The organism is Asticcacaulis sp. AC466 (assembly GCF_000495815.1).
Taxonomy (GTDB): Bacteria; Pseudomonadota; Alphaproteobacteria; order Caulobacterales; family Caulobacteraceae; genus Asticcacaulis.
Genome location: NZ_AWGE01000005.1, coordinates 49,601 through 64,280 on the forward strand (window position 1 = coordinate 49,601; position 14,680 = coordinate 64,280).

Below are 14,680 nucleotides of genomic sequence, written 5' to 3' on the forward strand. Positions count from 1 at the left end.
CTATTCGAATATGATGAAGGGACGATATCAGGCTTTGGTGCGTCCCATAGATCAGGGGCCTGATGGATCGGTTCGAATGGCCCCGTAATGGGGTTGAGCACCGTCCAGGTCTATCTCTATCCGATCGATCACCAGACCCGGATCGGCGGGATAGAGCCTCAGGATATGCTCCCCGGCGGGCAGGGTTTTGAAGCTGAAGCCCTGTATTGAGGTATTGGACAAGACGTTGTCACGCCACTGGTCGCTGCGACCGGTGGTCGAAAAGTCAAGGGGCTGAACAGGGCCGCCATCGAGACTCGCCACGCCGGACAGGCCTTGGGCGGGGGTCGCTGGATGGGTTGGCAGGGCCACTATCTTCACCTTGCCGCCGGAAGTGGAGGATGTCGCGAAACGGTAGGTGAGAGGCGTGCGCTGCATTGCCTCTTGTGTCGAGACGGACGAAAGCGTGAGGCGGGACCGCAAAACGCTTCCGAAACTGCCCAGTCCACTGACGGTGTCCCAATCCTTCCCCATATCAGCCAGGTCCGGCCGAAGCGTTAGACGCTTGTTGTCTTCGCCCGTAAGCGATGAGGGCAAGGGCGGAAGAATGCGGACATAGAGATGATGTTCGGCGTTACCACATCTCAGAACAATGTACTTGTCCGCAGGGGGCGACAGGCCGTCATAGCGCAAGGTGAGCTTGGCCTCGTAGTTGTTACTTGCATCCAGGGTGCCTGCCGTTTGGCTTAAAGTAAGGCCTGACTCTGGGTTTTGGCTTTGAGTGGACCAGTCCTGTGTGGCCGGTTGATGAGCGAAGAGGGTCACCGGTCGTGTTTGGGCGCGCCCGGCTACGAAGGTAAGCGTGTTGTGATCATTGATCCATTGTCCGGACACCGACAGGTCGCATCCACTTTTTTGAGAGGTCGACCACTGAGGCCAGGCCGGCTCATCAAACACCGGCAGGCGTCGGGGCGCCATATCCATCATGCCCTGCCATTTGCCGTTAAGAAGCGCGTCATAGCGCTTGGTGTCTTCCACCAGCGCTATATGGGCGGCCTTGGCCTGACCGACATAGCTGTTCGCGCTCGCCCTTTGTTCGCGGGCATAAAACTCTGCCAGATCGAGGCTGAGTATCCGGATGTTAAGTTCGGCACTTGCGCGGACGGGGTAGAGGACAAGCTCATAAAAGGCGGCCTGTCGGTCTTCGGGCAATTTTGCTCCAATGGCCTCGGCCTGTGCCGTTATCTCCCGATAGGCCGCTATACGGTCGAGCGCTTCCTGGTCATTCGACGTGACGTAGCGCGTCGGGCGGTTTGGCGTTACCCATTCCGTTTGCCCAAATCCCATGAACTCAGGCTTGCGCTCGAATGACAGGTCATAATAACGCCGCATCAGAGTCGTCAGCGGCAGAGCGTAGTCTGAGCCGAATTGTTCGCTCATGAACGCTTGCAGATGGTCGTCAGCCGGCTGATGAAGGCGATTGGCGTCAAAGGCCAGATCGAGGAAATACTCGGTCAGATATTCTATAGGCTTTATGTCGCCGACATTGACGATCCACATCTGGCGCGCATTGGCGTCGTACGCGCGTCCCATTTCTTCGCGGATCAGGCCCGGGTGCGTCGTGCCAAGCCAGAGATAGTCATGAGGGCGTCCCCAATAGGACAGATGGTAGTAGATGCCCGCCCCGCCAGCTCTCTTTTGCTCCGCCGGCCCTGAAAGATGCCTGAGATATCCATAATTGTCGTCGGCCCACATGAGTGTCACATCGTCGGGGACCGAAAGGCCGGCATCATAAGCTTCTTGGAGCTCGTGATAGGCGACATAGACCTGGGGTATCGTGGTTACGGGGCGCTTCAGGCTTTTTGTCAGCAGGCGCTGTTGCAGGCTAATGACGTTTTCCAGCACCTGGCGGCGAGCCTGGGTCGTATCGGCACCCTGCATCGGCCCGTCATGGATGCCGCGCAGACCGACGGTGTATATGCTTTCATAGCGCCGGCTTTGTTGGATACGCTCAGTCCAGTAGCGGGCGATTTCATCACTGTTCCGCGTGAAATCAAACGGCCCCCGCCGGCTCTCATCCCATTCACGCAGGTTGTTGCGCATCATCGGCTCGGCATGAGAGGTGCCGATGACGATCGCATAATCATGCGCCAGGGCGGGGCTGGCCGGATCACTGTAAAAGGGGGCCGACACCGCATGCATGGCGGGCCAAAGCGTGTTGGCTTTCAGGCGCCACATGAGTTCGAACACGCGGGTATAGGTTTTGGGGCCTATATTGCCCTTGGACGCATCGAGTGTCTTCGCCGCCCAGGGCTCCAGGCCCCAGTCCTCATCATTGAGAAATATGCCGCGATATTTGACGGATGGCGTCGTCGACGTGAACAGGTCCTCTGACACCGCCAATCGCGGTTGACGTCTGGGGGAGACATCCGCCCACCAAGACCAGGGGGAGACGCCTAGGCTCCGAGTGAGGTCTACGACGCCGTAGACGGTCCCGCGGACATCCGACCCGGCAATAACAATATAGGTCGCTTTTCCCTCATGTGCGACAAAGCGACGATAGACTTCCCATTGTCCCGACAGATCGTCCAGTTTGACGCCAGCCTGTGCGGCCAAATTTCGGATCTTCGGCGCGCTTGCCAGGCCCAGCAGGATACAGGTTGTCCGACACGCTTCGGACTTTACCGCGACGATCGGCGTCTGGCCCGACAGATCCTTTAAATCATTGGCCAGCATCGCGGAGGCAAGCTCCAACGTCTTGCCTGCACCCGTGTCGTCGCGATGGATTTCAGCGATCGTCTTGCCGTCGAAGATGGAGACGTCGGCGCGGGCGTGCCACGCGTACACAAAGCTGGTTAATGACAGGGCGGCCGCTAAAAGCCGACTTCCTAAGGACGCCACGGTTCGTTATCCTTGTCTGTAGAAAAAATATCCGCCGGGCTCAAAACCACGGTTTCCATGCCGATCAAATTTGGTCAACCATTTGTGGATTTAAATGCGATGTTGCGGACAAATACAACAATAAATCTCAATAGGTTACACAGCTGACACTTGGAACGATCGGTTAACGGATCAAATTATGCTGCGTCTAATGGTTGATTATATTTCGGATCATGTTGAAATTTATAGACAAATTTCTACAGTCTTGTATCTTTGATGTGACTTCGCGACACTGCTGAACATAGCAAAATGGCGTCGCGTGAGGACCGGGGAGTACACCAATGTCGCAAGAGGCCATCAAGAAAGTTGTCATCGCGGGCGGGGGCACGGCAGGGTGGATGACGGCCGCCTGGTTTTCCAAGATATTGCGCGATGACTTTGACGAGATTGTCCTGGTTGAAAGCGAGGAAATCGGCACGGTCGGCGTAGGCGAAGCGACAACGCCCTATATCCACGTCTTCAATCGTTGCCTCGGCATAGACGAAGACGCCTTTGTCAGGTTTACCAAGGGCACCTTCAAGCTCGGGATTGAGTTTGTGAACTGGGGCCGCCAGGGTCACGCCTATCACCATTCCTTCGGCCCCTATGGCCGTGAATACGGCGCCTTGCCGTTTCATGCGATCTGGCTGCGGCATTATCTCGAAAATCCTCAGGACCGACTGGAAAATTACAGCTTACAATCCGTCGCCTCCTTAAACGGCCGGTTTATGCGGCCAACGGGCGCCAATTCGCCTTTGGCGGAGATCGCCTACGCCTATCAGTTCGATGCTTCCCTGTACGCGCGCTTTCTGCGTTCGATTTCAGAAGCGGCGGGCGCCCGGCGCATCGAAGGGAAGATCCAGACGGTTAAGCTTGACGCCGAAGGCGCAATCGAAAGTCTATGCCTGACGGACGGCCGTATTGTGGACGGCGACCTCTTTATCGACTGTACGGGCTTTAGGGCGCTTCTGCTCGGCGAGGCCTTGGGAGTGGGCTATATCGACTGGTCCAAATACCTGCCTTGTGACCGCGCCATAGCTGTACCGACGCGACGCGAAGGCGCACCGGCGCCTTTCACACGATCCACGGCGTTGAGCGCCGGCTGGCAATGGCGCATTCCGTTGCAGCACAGGGACGGGAATGGTCATGTCTTCTCAAGCGCCTTTATGGACGAAACCAAGGCCATGGATGATTTGTTTGCCAATCTGGGTTCAGCCCCTATCGGTGACCCACGGCCTATCCGGTTTACGACGGGACGCCGGGAAACATTCTGGAAAAAGAACTGCATAGCGGTCGGCTTATCCGCAGGCTTCCTTGAGCCGTTGGAATCCACCTCGATCATGCTCATTCAGAACGCGATTCTGCGCCTGCAATATCTGTTTCCGGATAAGGGATTTGCCGCGGCGGATACGGCGGCCTATAACGCCGCGATGGTGCGCGAGTACGAGGATATCCGCGATTTCCTCATACTGCACTACAAGGTTGGCGTGCGCCAGGATTCGGAATTTTGGCGTTATTGTCAGCAGATGGATATACCTGACGGCCTCCAACACCGCATCGATCTGTTTTCGAGTCGGGGCCGCATCCCCGAAGAACGTGGCGAGCAGTTCCGCACGCCCAGTTGGCTGGCGGTCATGGTGGGGCAGGGCCTGTGTCCGGCGGCGCCCGATCCGCTTAGCCTGAGTATACCGTCAGATCGCGTTGAGACCTGGCTGTCCGATCTTCGCAGCGTCATTGGCAACTGCCTCAGTCGTATGCCCATGCACCAGGACTTTATTGCCCGGTATTGTCAGGCCGAAGGGCTTGAGGTGGCCTGAGGCCGCAGAGTTCAAAATAGCGTAGTTTCACCGTTACAGGGTTGCCTGCCTCCGTCGTTGATGGAGGGGTGGTGGGTTTGCGCCAAAAAAAAGCCTGGCGGTTCAACCGCCAGGCCAGGACTCGCGCACAGGGAACTTTGTGACGGATGAAGATCCGTCTGCCGAAAAAAGGGAGGCGCGGCCCGAAGGGGACAGGACGCGCCTCTGAGGGTTCGACCGTGTTAGAAGGTCGCCTTGACAGTGACCGTATAGGTGCTGCCGTCGTAGTCGATCCAGCGGACCAGCTTCGTATCGTTTTCATATTCGAAACGCTTGGAGTTGGTCATATTGTAGGCATCGAAAGCGATAGTGACCTGGTCGTTGATATTATACGACGCAGACATATCCAGCTGACCGCGCGCCTGAACCGAACGGGCGCCGCCGCTATAGGTGCCGTTCGCGTTGAGCGGATAATCCGAACGCCAGTTATAGGTGGCGCGGATACCCCACTTTGTAGTCTCATAGTATCCGATATAGTTATAGGTATACTTTGAGATGCCGGGGAACGGCGCAAGGGATGGGCTCTTGGCCTGAGTGAAGGCGTAGTTGAAGTTACCGCCAAAGTTCTTCCAGAAGCCGGGCAGGAAGTCCAGATTCTGTTGGATGTTGAACTCCAGGCCATGCACATAGGTCGGTTTGTCGAGATTGTAGCTGCCGGACGCATTGACGTACACGGTTTTCGTGCTGGATCCCAAGCTGGTGGCGATACAGTTCGTGCCATTCCAGGTCAGAGCGCCATAGCCCCAGTTAGAGCCATCAGATGGACACAGGATGGCCGGGTCGCTGGTGCCGGCGATGCGTCCCGTGATCTTCTTGTCGAAGTAGGCAATCGACATAAGGCTGTTGGGGCGGTTGTACCATTCCAAGGACAGGTCATACGAATCCGCCAGATACGGATGGAGCTTGTTGTTCCCGATTGTGACCGATGCATTGTAGACTTGCATTGACGGGGTTGAGGTGCTTCCGTCCAGCATAGGCTGGCCGAAGATCGACACCGGTGAGTACTGACGCGCCTGCGGCCGTACGTAGGTCTTGTAGTAAGCGCCACGCAGAACCAGGTCATCACGGATGTCGGCTGCGAAGATGGCAGACGGCAGCCAGTAATGATACTTGTTGTCTATCTCATGTTGCGAATAGTTTGAGAGCGCGCCAACGCCGTCCGCGAAGGCACTGGTTTGGTCGAGCGTCTGGATCTTGTTGTCGGTCGACTCATACCGCACCCCGAAATTACCCCGTACGCGGTGTCCGATTAACTGGGTGTCGTACTTGGCCTGGATGTAGGCTTCGGTCAGGTCGTTGCTGTTGGTGTAGTTATAGTTGGCAAAAGCCCCGTCAGCGTAAAGGATGTTCAGGCCGACGCTCGACAACCCGCCGTTATTGTACAGATTGACCGGTGTCACAGCACCCAGGAACTTTTCGACGTCAATAACCTGCCAGTTCTTGGAAATGGCCGCGTTACCACCCATGAAATCGTTGATGGACGGCGCCGCGATCAGCATGTCCTGCGTGATCTTGGTCGTATTCAGGCCATAGGCCATGTTGCGGAAGCCTCTTGACTTGAAGCGATTTTGCTCCAGTCGAACGCCACCTTGAATGCTGGTGATTGGGCCGAAGTCAATATAGCGTTCAAGGTCGAATTGGGCTGAGTTGACCTGATTGTAAGCATAGCTTTCCGAGCCGGAGGCGTTCAGGTTGTAAACGCCATCAGCCGTGTATAGGTTTTCCGGATCGCAAGACGTCCAGTTCCAGGAATTCGTCACGTAGGTTGGCGAGGTCTGACAGCCACCCGTCGAAGCGGACGCGTCATAAAACGGATAGTTGAAGATCGCGTTCTGGGGAGACGGTGTGACATTGTAGGCAAAATCGCCAAGCTTGCCGAGGCCAGTGTTGAAATTGGCCGTAATCCCATTCGTGCCAGTCGATGCTGGATTGGTCTGCAAGTCGATTTCGGTTTCAAGCGACGAACTCATGCCGTTCGAGATCGATAGGACGGCGGCGGCGCGCCACTTGTCGTTATGCCAGTCGGCGTTGGCGACAAGGCCTTTGGACTGCTGGTGCTGCGAATACAGGCGCGTCGACGACTTTGCCGGGAAGTTGGTCATCGAAATATTGGGATACAGATAGCGACCGTCAGAGGTCGCGACGGGATCGCCATTTGTCGCAACCGTGCCTGCACCATCCCACATGGAGTTGATAAGGAAGTACTGAGTCGTCTTGGGCAGGTTACGATCGGTGTAGAAGCCGACAACGCCCAGTTTGGTATTGTCATTGGGCTTCCACTCAACGCCCGCCGACCCTGTCCAGAGGTTGCCGACGTTCATGCGTGTATATTGGCGCAGGGCACTGTCGTACCAGGCGCCGGCAGTGCCTTTCGAGCCCGTCGCACTGTTGATGTAGGGGGCCGCTTGGGCATCAGTCAAGCCCAGCGCGCTCGACAGAGACTGACAGAAGGCGGTTCCGGAGCTCGTGCAGGCTGTTGGCGAGTAGAATGCGCCGTACTTAGACGCAAAGTTGGCTGCCGACATACCGGTATTTGTGGCGTCGAGAACGCTGTAGGTATTGAAGCGCAGCGTATCGCGGCGGAAGTTTTCGTGTTTGTAGGCGATGGTGCCGAAAACCGCGAGGGTGGGGCTTATGTGCTTATTGTAGCCGAGCGTAAAGGCGGGAGACGACAGATCGCCCAGGGTATTATATTCGTATGACGCCTTGGCGAAGCCGCCATCCTTGCGGGAGAGGGCCGGCGCGATCTGCATGTCGATATTGCCCGACAGGCCGCCCGACTGGGCGTTGGCCATCGGCGACTTTTCGATCATGAAGGCGCTGAAGATATCGGAGTTGAAGGCGCCCAGCGGCCCGGACGAATCGTCGGACAGCGAGGGAGGGTCGGCGAAAGCCTGACCGTTCAGGGTCGTGCGGGCATAGGACCCGGGCATGCCGCGCAAATTGATGGTGGCGTTACGTCCCTCGGCTTCCCGATTGATCTGTACGCCGGGAACGCGCTGAAGTGCTTCCCCCACATTGAGGTCGGGGAAGCGCCCCAGACCATCGGAGGAGATGCCGTCGGTGATTTCGATATTGGTTCGTTTCGAACGCACCGCGTCCGCATAGCTTTTCTTGAAGCCGGTAACGATGACTTCGGTGGCGGCGCCGTCTGGGCTGGCCGCCGGCGCTGCTGTAGCTGCGTCCTGAGCCCATGCGGCTCCGGTTGCACCGCTCATTAATATGGTGGCGCAAAGCAAAGCCTTTTTCAGCCCGCGTCGCCCGGTTGTAGGCATCGTCATATAGTTTCTCCTCTGAGACCTCCAGTAGGCTGTGCCGCCGGGGTCATTGTCTTTCCCACTTATCAACGTGGATCTAGCTATTGAGCGCTTGACCTATTAGGGTTTGAGAGTTTGATTGGCCAACCAATTATCTCAAAAAAATAACACCATCAACCGGTGTGGTTAACCCCTCGCAGAATTCTGATTTTCCTCACAACAATAGTTTAGGTCAATCGTATTCAGGAGGGATATATCTGATGAATTCTTTAAGTCCCCGACATAATCCTAGCAGATACCCCGTTATAGTTGAATTTTCTTTAGATATAATGTGGCGGATTACGTCTAAAGGTGTCTCAACTGTGTCCGTACTATGAAACGATGAAGCCAGAAGTCAACGACAATTCGACGATTTGATGATGTTTCCGTTTCATTTCGATTGCGATTTTATTTTGCGGTGCATTGATTTTACCGCCTGGAAAGTTACAGCCGTATATAAAACATGAGCTATTTCAAAGGTATAATTAGTAGACAAATCAAGAATGCGTCGGCGAAGTGGTGGACCAGTTCTGAGTGCGGCTGTGACAATTGAATCACACCCCAGGCAGCCTCCTTCCCCTCGCCAACGGCCATAGGCGAATTGTTTTTCGGCGAAAGTCGTTTTTTGGCCGCGCGTTGACGGCGAATCTGGAGCCTCGCGCAGGTCTACCTAATCGTGCATACAGGTCCGCTTGGCGTGGTTGCTTGCGTGCGGCGCGCGGAGTCGTTAGTCTTAACCCGTCGGCGGCGCGGGGACCGCTTGCGTTCATGTGAATGTCAATTTTAATCTTCATCTCGAAATGATAGTGGCCAACTGACGCGTGGCTCCAGATAGGAAAATCAACCGCATGGCATCATCTTCGCCAGCCCTGGGTAACCGGACCGATTCAGACAAAGATGTTCGCGCCTATCGCACTGTGGGAGACTCTCTGCTTGAGCGTATACGTAAGGGTGAGTTCCGGATGCTGGGGAAGTTGCCGACGGAACGTGAATTGGCTGAAATGTACAATGTCGGGCGTGCGGTCATCCGTGACGCCTTGGTCATGCTGGAAGTCAAGGGCCTGGTGCAATCGCGCCAGGGGTCGGGCATATATATTACGCGACGCGCGTACGAACTTGAAACCGCAGACGCCGGCGAGGCAGTGAAGGCGCGCCCCTGGGAGAGCCTGGCGCCTTCCGGCCCGGCCGAATTCCTGCAGGCTCAGCAATGGTTTGAAAGCCATTTGTCTCGTCTCGCGGCGCTTTCGGCAAGCGAGGATGACCTGCTTGAGTTGGAGCGCCTGAGCGAAGAGTGTCGAACGGCGCCCCACGCGGGGTCTCGCGCCTATACGGAAATGCGTTTCCACTTGCGAATTGCCCGCGCGACGCAGAATCCGGAATTGATCAGCCTCGCGCACCATCTCTGGCAAAGACGTGACAACAGTCCTTTATGGCATAACTTCAATGGTCCAGCGACGGAGTTGAAGGGGGATAAGTGGACGGCCGCGCGTGACAAACTGGTCGCGGCGTTCCGCCGCCGCGATGGGGACGCCGCGTTTGTGGCGATGTGGCAGTATATAGAAGAGATCGGGACCTTCCTGACGCATGCCAATGCCGCTACGCCGGAGGTGGTCGAACAGAGTGGGGACGAGCCCGACTCGGGTCAGGGGTAAGCGCGCCAATTTTTGGCACACCAATCTTATAGGTGCGATCTGGGCGGTCCGGTTTAGTAGGCGCAGATAGGTCTGATACGAAATTGACAGGCCAATTTTAGCTGTTATAGTCCATATCAAGGCAATTGGTACACCAATGTAAAATTGGTTCTATCGCCTTATATGATATCCACATAGTGCGGATGTGGATTTGCAAAAGAGTTTACGCCTTGAATCTGAGGTTGCCCCCTGTTGGGTTGGGCGCCTTATATTTACTCTGGAGTCACATGTTGCCGCACCTGAGCCGCCGCCATTTCCTTTCAACGAGCCTCTCCGTCGCTGCCCTTGGCCTTGGGCCCGCTTCGGCCCGGTCGACAGTCGTTCAGTCTGATCCGTCTGGCGGTGCACACGCCGTCGCCGCCCGGCTTCTGGGTAAGCGCGCGAATTCGGTTGCCTTTCACCTGATGTCATCGCCGGATGACGCGCCTTGGTACGCCGTTAAAGCGGAGCGGGGCCGGTTGAAGGTGACGGCAAATAGCCCGGTCGCCTTGACGCGCGGCCTCTATAGCTATCTGAAAGACAACGGACTGGCCGATGTCAGTTGGGAAGGCGATCGCGTAGCTTCTCCGCGCCACTGGCCCAGTGCCGCCGGTGCGCGTGTCGAAAGCCCGTTCAGGCATCGCGTTTATATGAACACCTGCACCTTCGGCTACACGACGCCATGGTGGAACTGGGCGCGCTGGGAGCGCGAGATCGACTGGATGGCTCTGCACGGCATCGACATGCCGCTTGCCATGGAGGGCCAGGAATTTGTCTGGCAGGCCTTATGGCGCGAAAACGGCCTGAACGAGAGCGAACTCCAGGCCTATTTCTCCGGGCCGGCCTTCACGCCCTGGCAGCGCATGGGCAATATAGAGGGCTATGACGCGCCCTTGCCTCAGGCCTGGATTGTCAAGAAGCGCGACCTACAACGGCGCATTCTGGGCCGATTGCGCGCGCTGGGCATGACGCCGATCCTGCCGGCCTTCGGTGGCTACGTCCCCAAGGCCTTCGCCGAGAAGCACCCGGAAGCCCGTATTTACAAGATGCGCGCCTGGGAAGGGTTCCACGAAACCTACTGGCTTGACCCGGCCGATCCATTGTTCGCCAAATTGGCCGGCCGATTTATCGCGCTCTATACTGAGACCTATGGCGAAGGGCAGTATTATCTCGCCGATTCATTCAATGAGATGCTGCCGCCGATCGCCCCCGACGGCTCAGATGCGGCCAAGGCGACCTATGGCGATGCCACCGCCAATACCAAGGCGGCGGTCGAGGTCGATCCGGCCGTGAAGGCGGCGCGTCTGGCGGCTTACGGCCAGGCAATATACGACTCGATCCGCCAAACGCGCCCGGACGCTGTTTGGGTCATGCAAGGATGGCTATTTGGCGCTGACAAGGCCTTTTGGTCCAGCGACGCCATCGGTGCATTCCTAAGCAAGGTGCCCGACGAGAAGCTGATGGTGCTCGATATCGGCAATGACCGGTATCCCGATGTCTGGACGCGGTCCGACGCTTTCAAGGGCAAGGCGTGGATCTATGGCTATGTCCATAATTACGGCGGCTCCAACCCGGTTTATGGTGATCTCGACTTTTATCGCAGCGACCTCAAGGCGATCACGCAAAGCGACGCGAAGCGCAATCTCAAGGGCTTCGGGCTGTTCCCCGAAGGTCTGCACAGCAACAGCGTCGTCTATGAATATGCCTATGACCTCGCCTGGGGCGACGTGCCGGTTTCCGATTGGCTTAAAACCTATACCCGTGCGCGATATGGCCAGACGTCCCCAGCGTTGTTATCGGCGTGGAGCGATCTGCAAGAGGCGGTGTACCGGACGCGTTATTGGACGCCGCGCTGGTGGAAAAGCCGGGCCGGGGCCTATCTTCTCTTTAAGCGCCCCACGCTCGATGCGACCGAATTTCCCGCCCTGCCGGGAGATCGGGACGGTTTAAAAACGGCCGTGGGCGCCTTGTTGGCGCTGGCGCCAACCTATGGCGCATCAAAGCTGTTCCGCAACGATGTTGTAGACGCGACCCGTCAATATGTCGCCTTTGAACTCGATGCCTGCATTCAGGCAGCAATCACCGCCTATCAGTCTGGCGATCTGGCCAAGGGCGACGCTTATGTCAAACGCCTGACCGACCTGGTTTTGCGCCTGGATTCGCTTCTGGGTGCGCAACAGGAAACCCTGTCGAGTTGGATTGACGACGCGCGCGCCTATGGCGATACGGCCGCGGAGCAGGCCTACTATGTCGAAAACGCCAAGGCGCAGGTCACGGTCTGGGGCGGCAAGGGCAACCTCAACGACTATGCCTCCAAGGCGTGGCAGGGCCTCTATGCCAGCTTCTACCTGCCGCGCTGGACGCGTTTCTTCGCAGCCCTGCGTCAATCGATAATTGATAAGACTCCCTTCGATCAAGCCCGCTTTACGATGACCATAACCGACTGGGAACATGAGTGGGTGAGGGCGGACCAGGCGTTTACCCGCCACGTACCCGCTGATCCGTTGGCGGACGCTAAAGCTCTGCTGGAGGCCTGCCAATGAAGCCCGCGCGTTACAAGTCCCTGGATGTCTTTCGCGGTCTGACCGTTTGCGTCATGATCGTTGTCAATACGGCCGGCGCCGGGGCCGAGCCCTTCGCGACGCTGCAACACGCCAAGTGGTTTGGCTTTACCCTCGCCGATGCCGTGTTTCCGGCCTTCCTGTTCGCGGTCGGTAACGCCATGAGCTTCGCCATGAAGCCGGGCGTGAGCCACAAGGACTATCTGCTGAAAGTGCTTAAGCGCACCGCTATCATCTTCCTGCTCGGCTACCTCATGTACTGGTTTCCCTTCGTACATCAGACGGCTGACGGCAGCTGGGCGCCAAACCCGATCGGGGACACCCGCATCATGGGGGTACTGCAACGGATCGCTCTGTGCTTTGGGGTGGCCGCTATCGCGTGTCGCTATCTGTCGGTCAAGTATCTGATCGCCTTGTGCGTGGGGCTATTGGCGGGCTACTGGGCCATCCTGATAGCGTTTGGCGTGCCCGGTCAGCAACTGACGCCGATGGGTAATGCCGGCGCCTTGCTCGACCAAGCAGTTCTTGGCATCCAACACATGTACAAGAAGGGACACGGCTACGACCCGGAAGGTCTGCTCAGCACGCTGCCAGCTATTGTCAATGTCATCGCCGGCTTCCTGACAGGCCGCTATATCGCCCGCAGTGACAGCAAGCCAGTCCTGATGCGCCACCTGCTGATTGGCGGCGCGATCCTTATGGTCGCCGGCCTGCTGTGGAGCCTCGACTTCCCGCTTGCTAAGCGTCTCTGGACCAGTTCCTTTGTCCTGCTGACCATCGGCATCGATCTGGTCATTCTGGCCGGGCTCATCACCTATATTGAGATCGCCGGCCAGACGCGTGGCACTCGGTTCCTTGAGGTCTTCGGTCGCAATCCGCTGGCCATCTACCTGTTCTCAGAACTGTTCGTCACAGTTCTGCAACTCATAAAGGTAAATGGGGAGGGGCTTTATGACTGGGTGGGTATCCATGTCTTCCAGCAGGTCATTCCCGGCGCCATAGGCTCGCTCGCTTGCGCCATCGCCTACATGCTCGTCTGCTGGCTCGTGGGTTACGGGCTCGACCGCAAGAACATCATCATCAAGATCTGAAAGCGTCTCATGGCCAGTTCGCCCATTCCGTCTCAATACACCCCACTCGATGCTCAGTCGTCGCGCCTGGCGGTGACGATCATAAGCGGCCTGTTCTTCATCTTCGGCTTTGTCACCTGGCTGAACAGCCCGCTGATCACCTTCGTCAAGCTCGCCTTCACGCTCGACGACGTCTCCGCCTTCCTCGTGCCGATGGCGTTCTACATGTCCTATTTCTTCCTCGCCTTGCCGTCTGCGGCCATACTGAGGAAAACCGGCATGAAAAAGGGCATGGCGATCGGCTTGTTTGTGATGGCGATTGGGGCGGCCGTTTTCGGTCAGTTCACCACCTTGCGGATCTTTCCCGGCGCGCTGACCGGCCTGTTCATCATCGGGGCCGGGCTATCGCTGCTACAAACCGCCTCCAACCCCTACATTTCCATTGCCGGGCCCATCGAACGCGCCGCGCAGCGCATCGCCATTCTCGGCATCTGCAATAAGATCGCTGGCGCGCTTGCGCCGGTCGTCTTCGGACTTCTGGTCATGCAAGGGGTCGGCGAGTTGGACGCCAAGGTTCAGGCCCTGACCGATCCGGCGGCGCGCGAAGCGCTTCTGGATGCGTTCGCGCACAAGGTTTATGGACCCTATATGGCCATGGCCGTCCTTCTGGCGGTGCTGGCCTACGGTCTCCTGAAGTCGCCCCTGCCGGAAATCAGCGACACCGTCAACGTTCCCATGACCGGCGAGGCGGACAAGCGCAGCCTGTTCAGCTTTCCCAATCTGTGGCTCGGTTTTGTCTGCATTTTCTTCTATGTCGGGGTTGAAGTCATGGCCGGTGACGCTATCGGCACCTATGGACACGCCTTCGGCCTTCCGCTCGACGAAACCAAGTTCCTGGGCACCGCCACCATGGTTGCCATGCTTGTGGGCTATATTCTGGGCTTCATTGTCATTCCGCGCGTGATGTCTCAGGAGCGCTATCTGGCTCTCTCGGCCATACTCGGCGTGATCCTCACCGCCTGCGCCTATCTGACAAAGGGCTATGTGTCAGTCGGCTGTGTCGCCGCCCTTGGTTTTGCCAATGCCATGATGTGGCCGGCCATTTTTCCTCTCGGTATCCGCGGGCTGGGACGATTTACAGAAACCGGCGCCGCGATCCTGGTGATGGGGATCGCCGGCGGTGCGGTGCTGCCCCAGTTGTTCGCCTATTTCAAGGCGCATTACGATTTCCAGCTTGTCTTTCTGCTCATTATGGCGCCCGCCTACCTGTATATTCTTCTCTTCGCCCTTTTCGCCGGTCGCCAGACCAAGCCTGCCGCCTAATCTTCA

Annotated in this window: 7 protein-coding genes; 5 read left to right on the forward strand and 2 right to left on the reverse strand. The window is 57.4% G+C overall.

Going from position 1 to position 14,680, the window contains the following annotated elements:
* Window positions 1-51: 51 nt before the first annotated feature.
* Window positions 52-2,880 carry a glycosyl hydrolase 115 family protein gene (locus AEAC466_RS27620; RefSeq protein ID WP_035429247.1) on the reverse strand — a complete coding sequence of 943 codons (2,829 nt, stop codon included), beginning with the start codon at window positions 2,878-2,880 and terminating at the stop codon, window positions 52-54.
* Between the two features lie 320 nt (window positions 2,881-3,200).
* On the opposite strand from AEAC466_RS27620, the gene AEAC466_RS27625 reads away from it, so the two are divergent.
* Window positions 3,201-4,715 (forward strand): tryptophan halogenase family protein, encoded by a 1,515-nt coding sequence (locus tag AEAC466_RS27625; RefSeq protein ID WP_023457000.1) that lies wholly within the window; start codon window positions 3,201-3,203, stop codon window positions 4,713-4,715.
* Window positions 4,716-4,936: 221 nt separating this feature from the next.
* On the opposite strand, the gene AEAC466_RS27630 is transcribed toward AEAC466_RS27625, so the two are convergent.
* Window positions 4,937-8,035: a TonB-dependent receptor gene (locus AEAC466_RS27630; protein WP_031238263.1), complete on the reverse strand. Its 3,099-nt coding sequence runs from the start codon at window positions 8,033-8,035 to the stop codon at window positions 4,937-4,939.
* Window positions 8,036-8,898: 863 nt separating this feature from the next.
* Here AEAC466_RS27630 and AEAC466_RS0122130 point away from each other — a divergent pair.
* From AEAC466_RS0122130 to AEAC466_RS27645, 4 genes are all read left to right on the forward strand, one after another.
* The gene (locus tag AEAC466_RS0122130; RefSeq protein WP_052025064.1) at window positions 8,899-9,702 is read left to right on the forward strand and encodes a GntR family transcriptional regulator; all 804 of its coding nucleotides are present in this window, start codon (window positions 8,899-8,901) and stop codon (window positions 9,700-9,702) included.
* A gap of 266 nt (window positions 9,703-9,968) precedes the next feature.
* Window positions 9,969-12,263, forward strand: coding sequence for an alpha-N-acetylglucosaminidase (locus AEAC466_RS27635; protein WP_023457004.1), 2,295 nt, complete (start codon window positions 9,969-9,971; stop codon window positions 12,261-12,263).
* Window positions 12,260-13,372 (forward strand): acyltransferase family protein, encoded by a 1,113-nt coding sequence (locus AEAC466_RS27640; RefSeq protein WP_023457005.1) that lies wholly within the window; start codon window positions 12,260-12,262, stop codon window positions 13,370-13,372. The genes AEAC466_RS27635 and AEAC466_RS27640 overlap by 4 nt, the downstream gene beginning before the upstream one ends.
* A 9-nt stretch (window positions 13,373-13,381) precedes the next feature.
* Window positions 13,382-14,674 carry a sugar MFS transporter gene (locus tag AEAC466_RS27645; protein ID WP_023457006.1) on the forward strand — a complete coding sequence of 431 codons (1,293 nt, stop codon included), beginning with the start codon at window positions 13,382-13,384 and terminating at the stop codon, window positions 14,672-14,674.
* Window positions 14,675-14,680 lie beyond the last annotated feature (6 nt).

Coding starts and splice junctions, on each gene's coding strand:
- AEAC466_RS27635 (WP_023457004.1), top strand. CDS start 9,969: ATGTTGCCGCACCTGAGCCGCCGCCATTTCCTTTCAACGAGCCTCTCC.
- AEAC466_RS27625 (WP_023457000.1), top strand. CDS start 3,201: ATGTCGCAAGAGGCCATCAAGAAAGTTGTCATCGCGGGCGGGGGCACG.
- AEAC466_RS27630 (WP_031238263.1), bottom strand. CDS start 8,035: ATGACGATGCCTACAACCGGGCGACGCGGGCTGAAAAAGGCTTTGCTT.
- AEAC466_RS27640 (WP_023457005.1), top strand. CDS start 12,260: ATGAAGCCCGCGCGTTACAAGTCCCTGGATGTCTTTCGCGGTCTGACC.
- AEAC466_RS27645 (WP_023457006.1), top strand. CDS start 13,382: ATGGCCAGTTCGCCCATTCCGTCTCAATACACCCCACTCGATGCTCAG.
- AEAC466_RS0122130 (WP_052025064.1), top strand. CDS start 8,899: ATGGCATCATCTTCGCCAGCCCTGGGTAACCGGACCGATTCAGACAAA.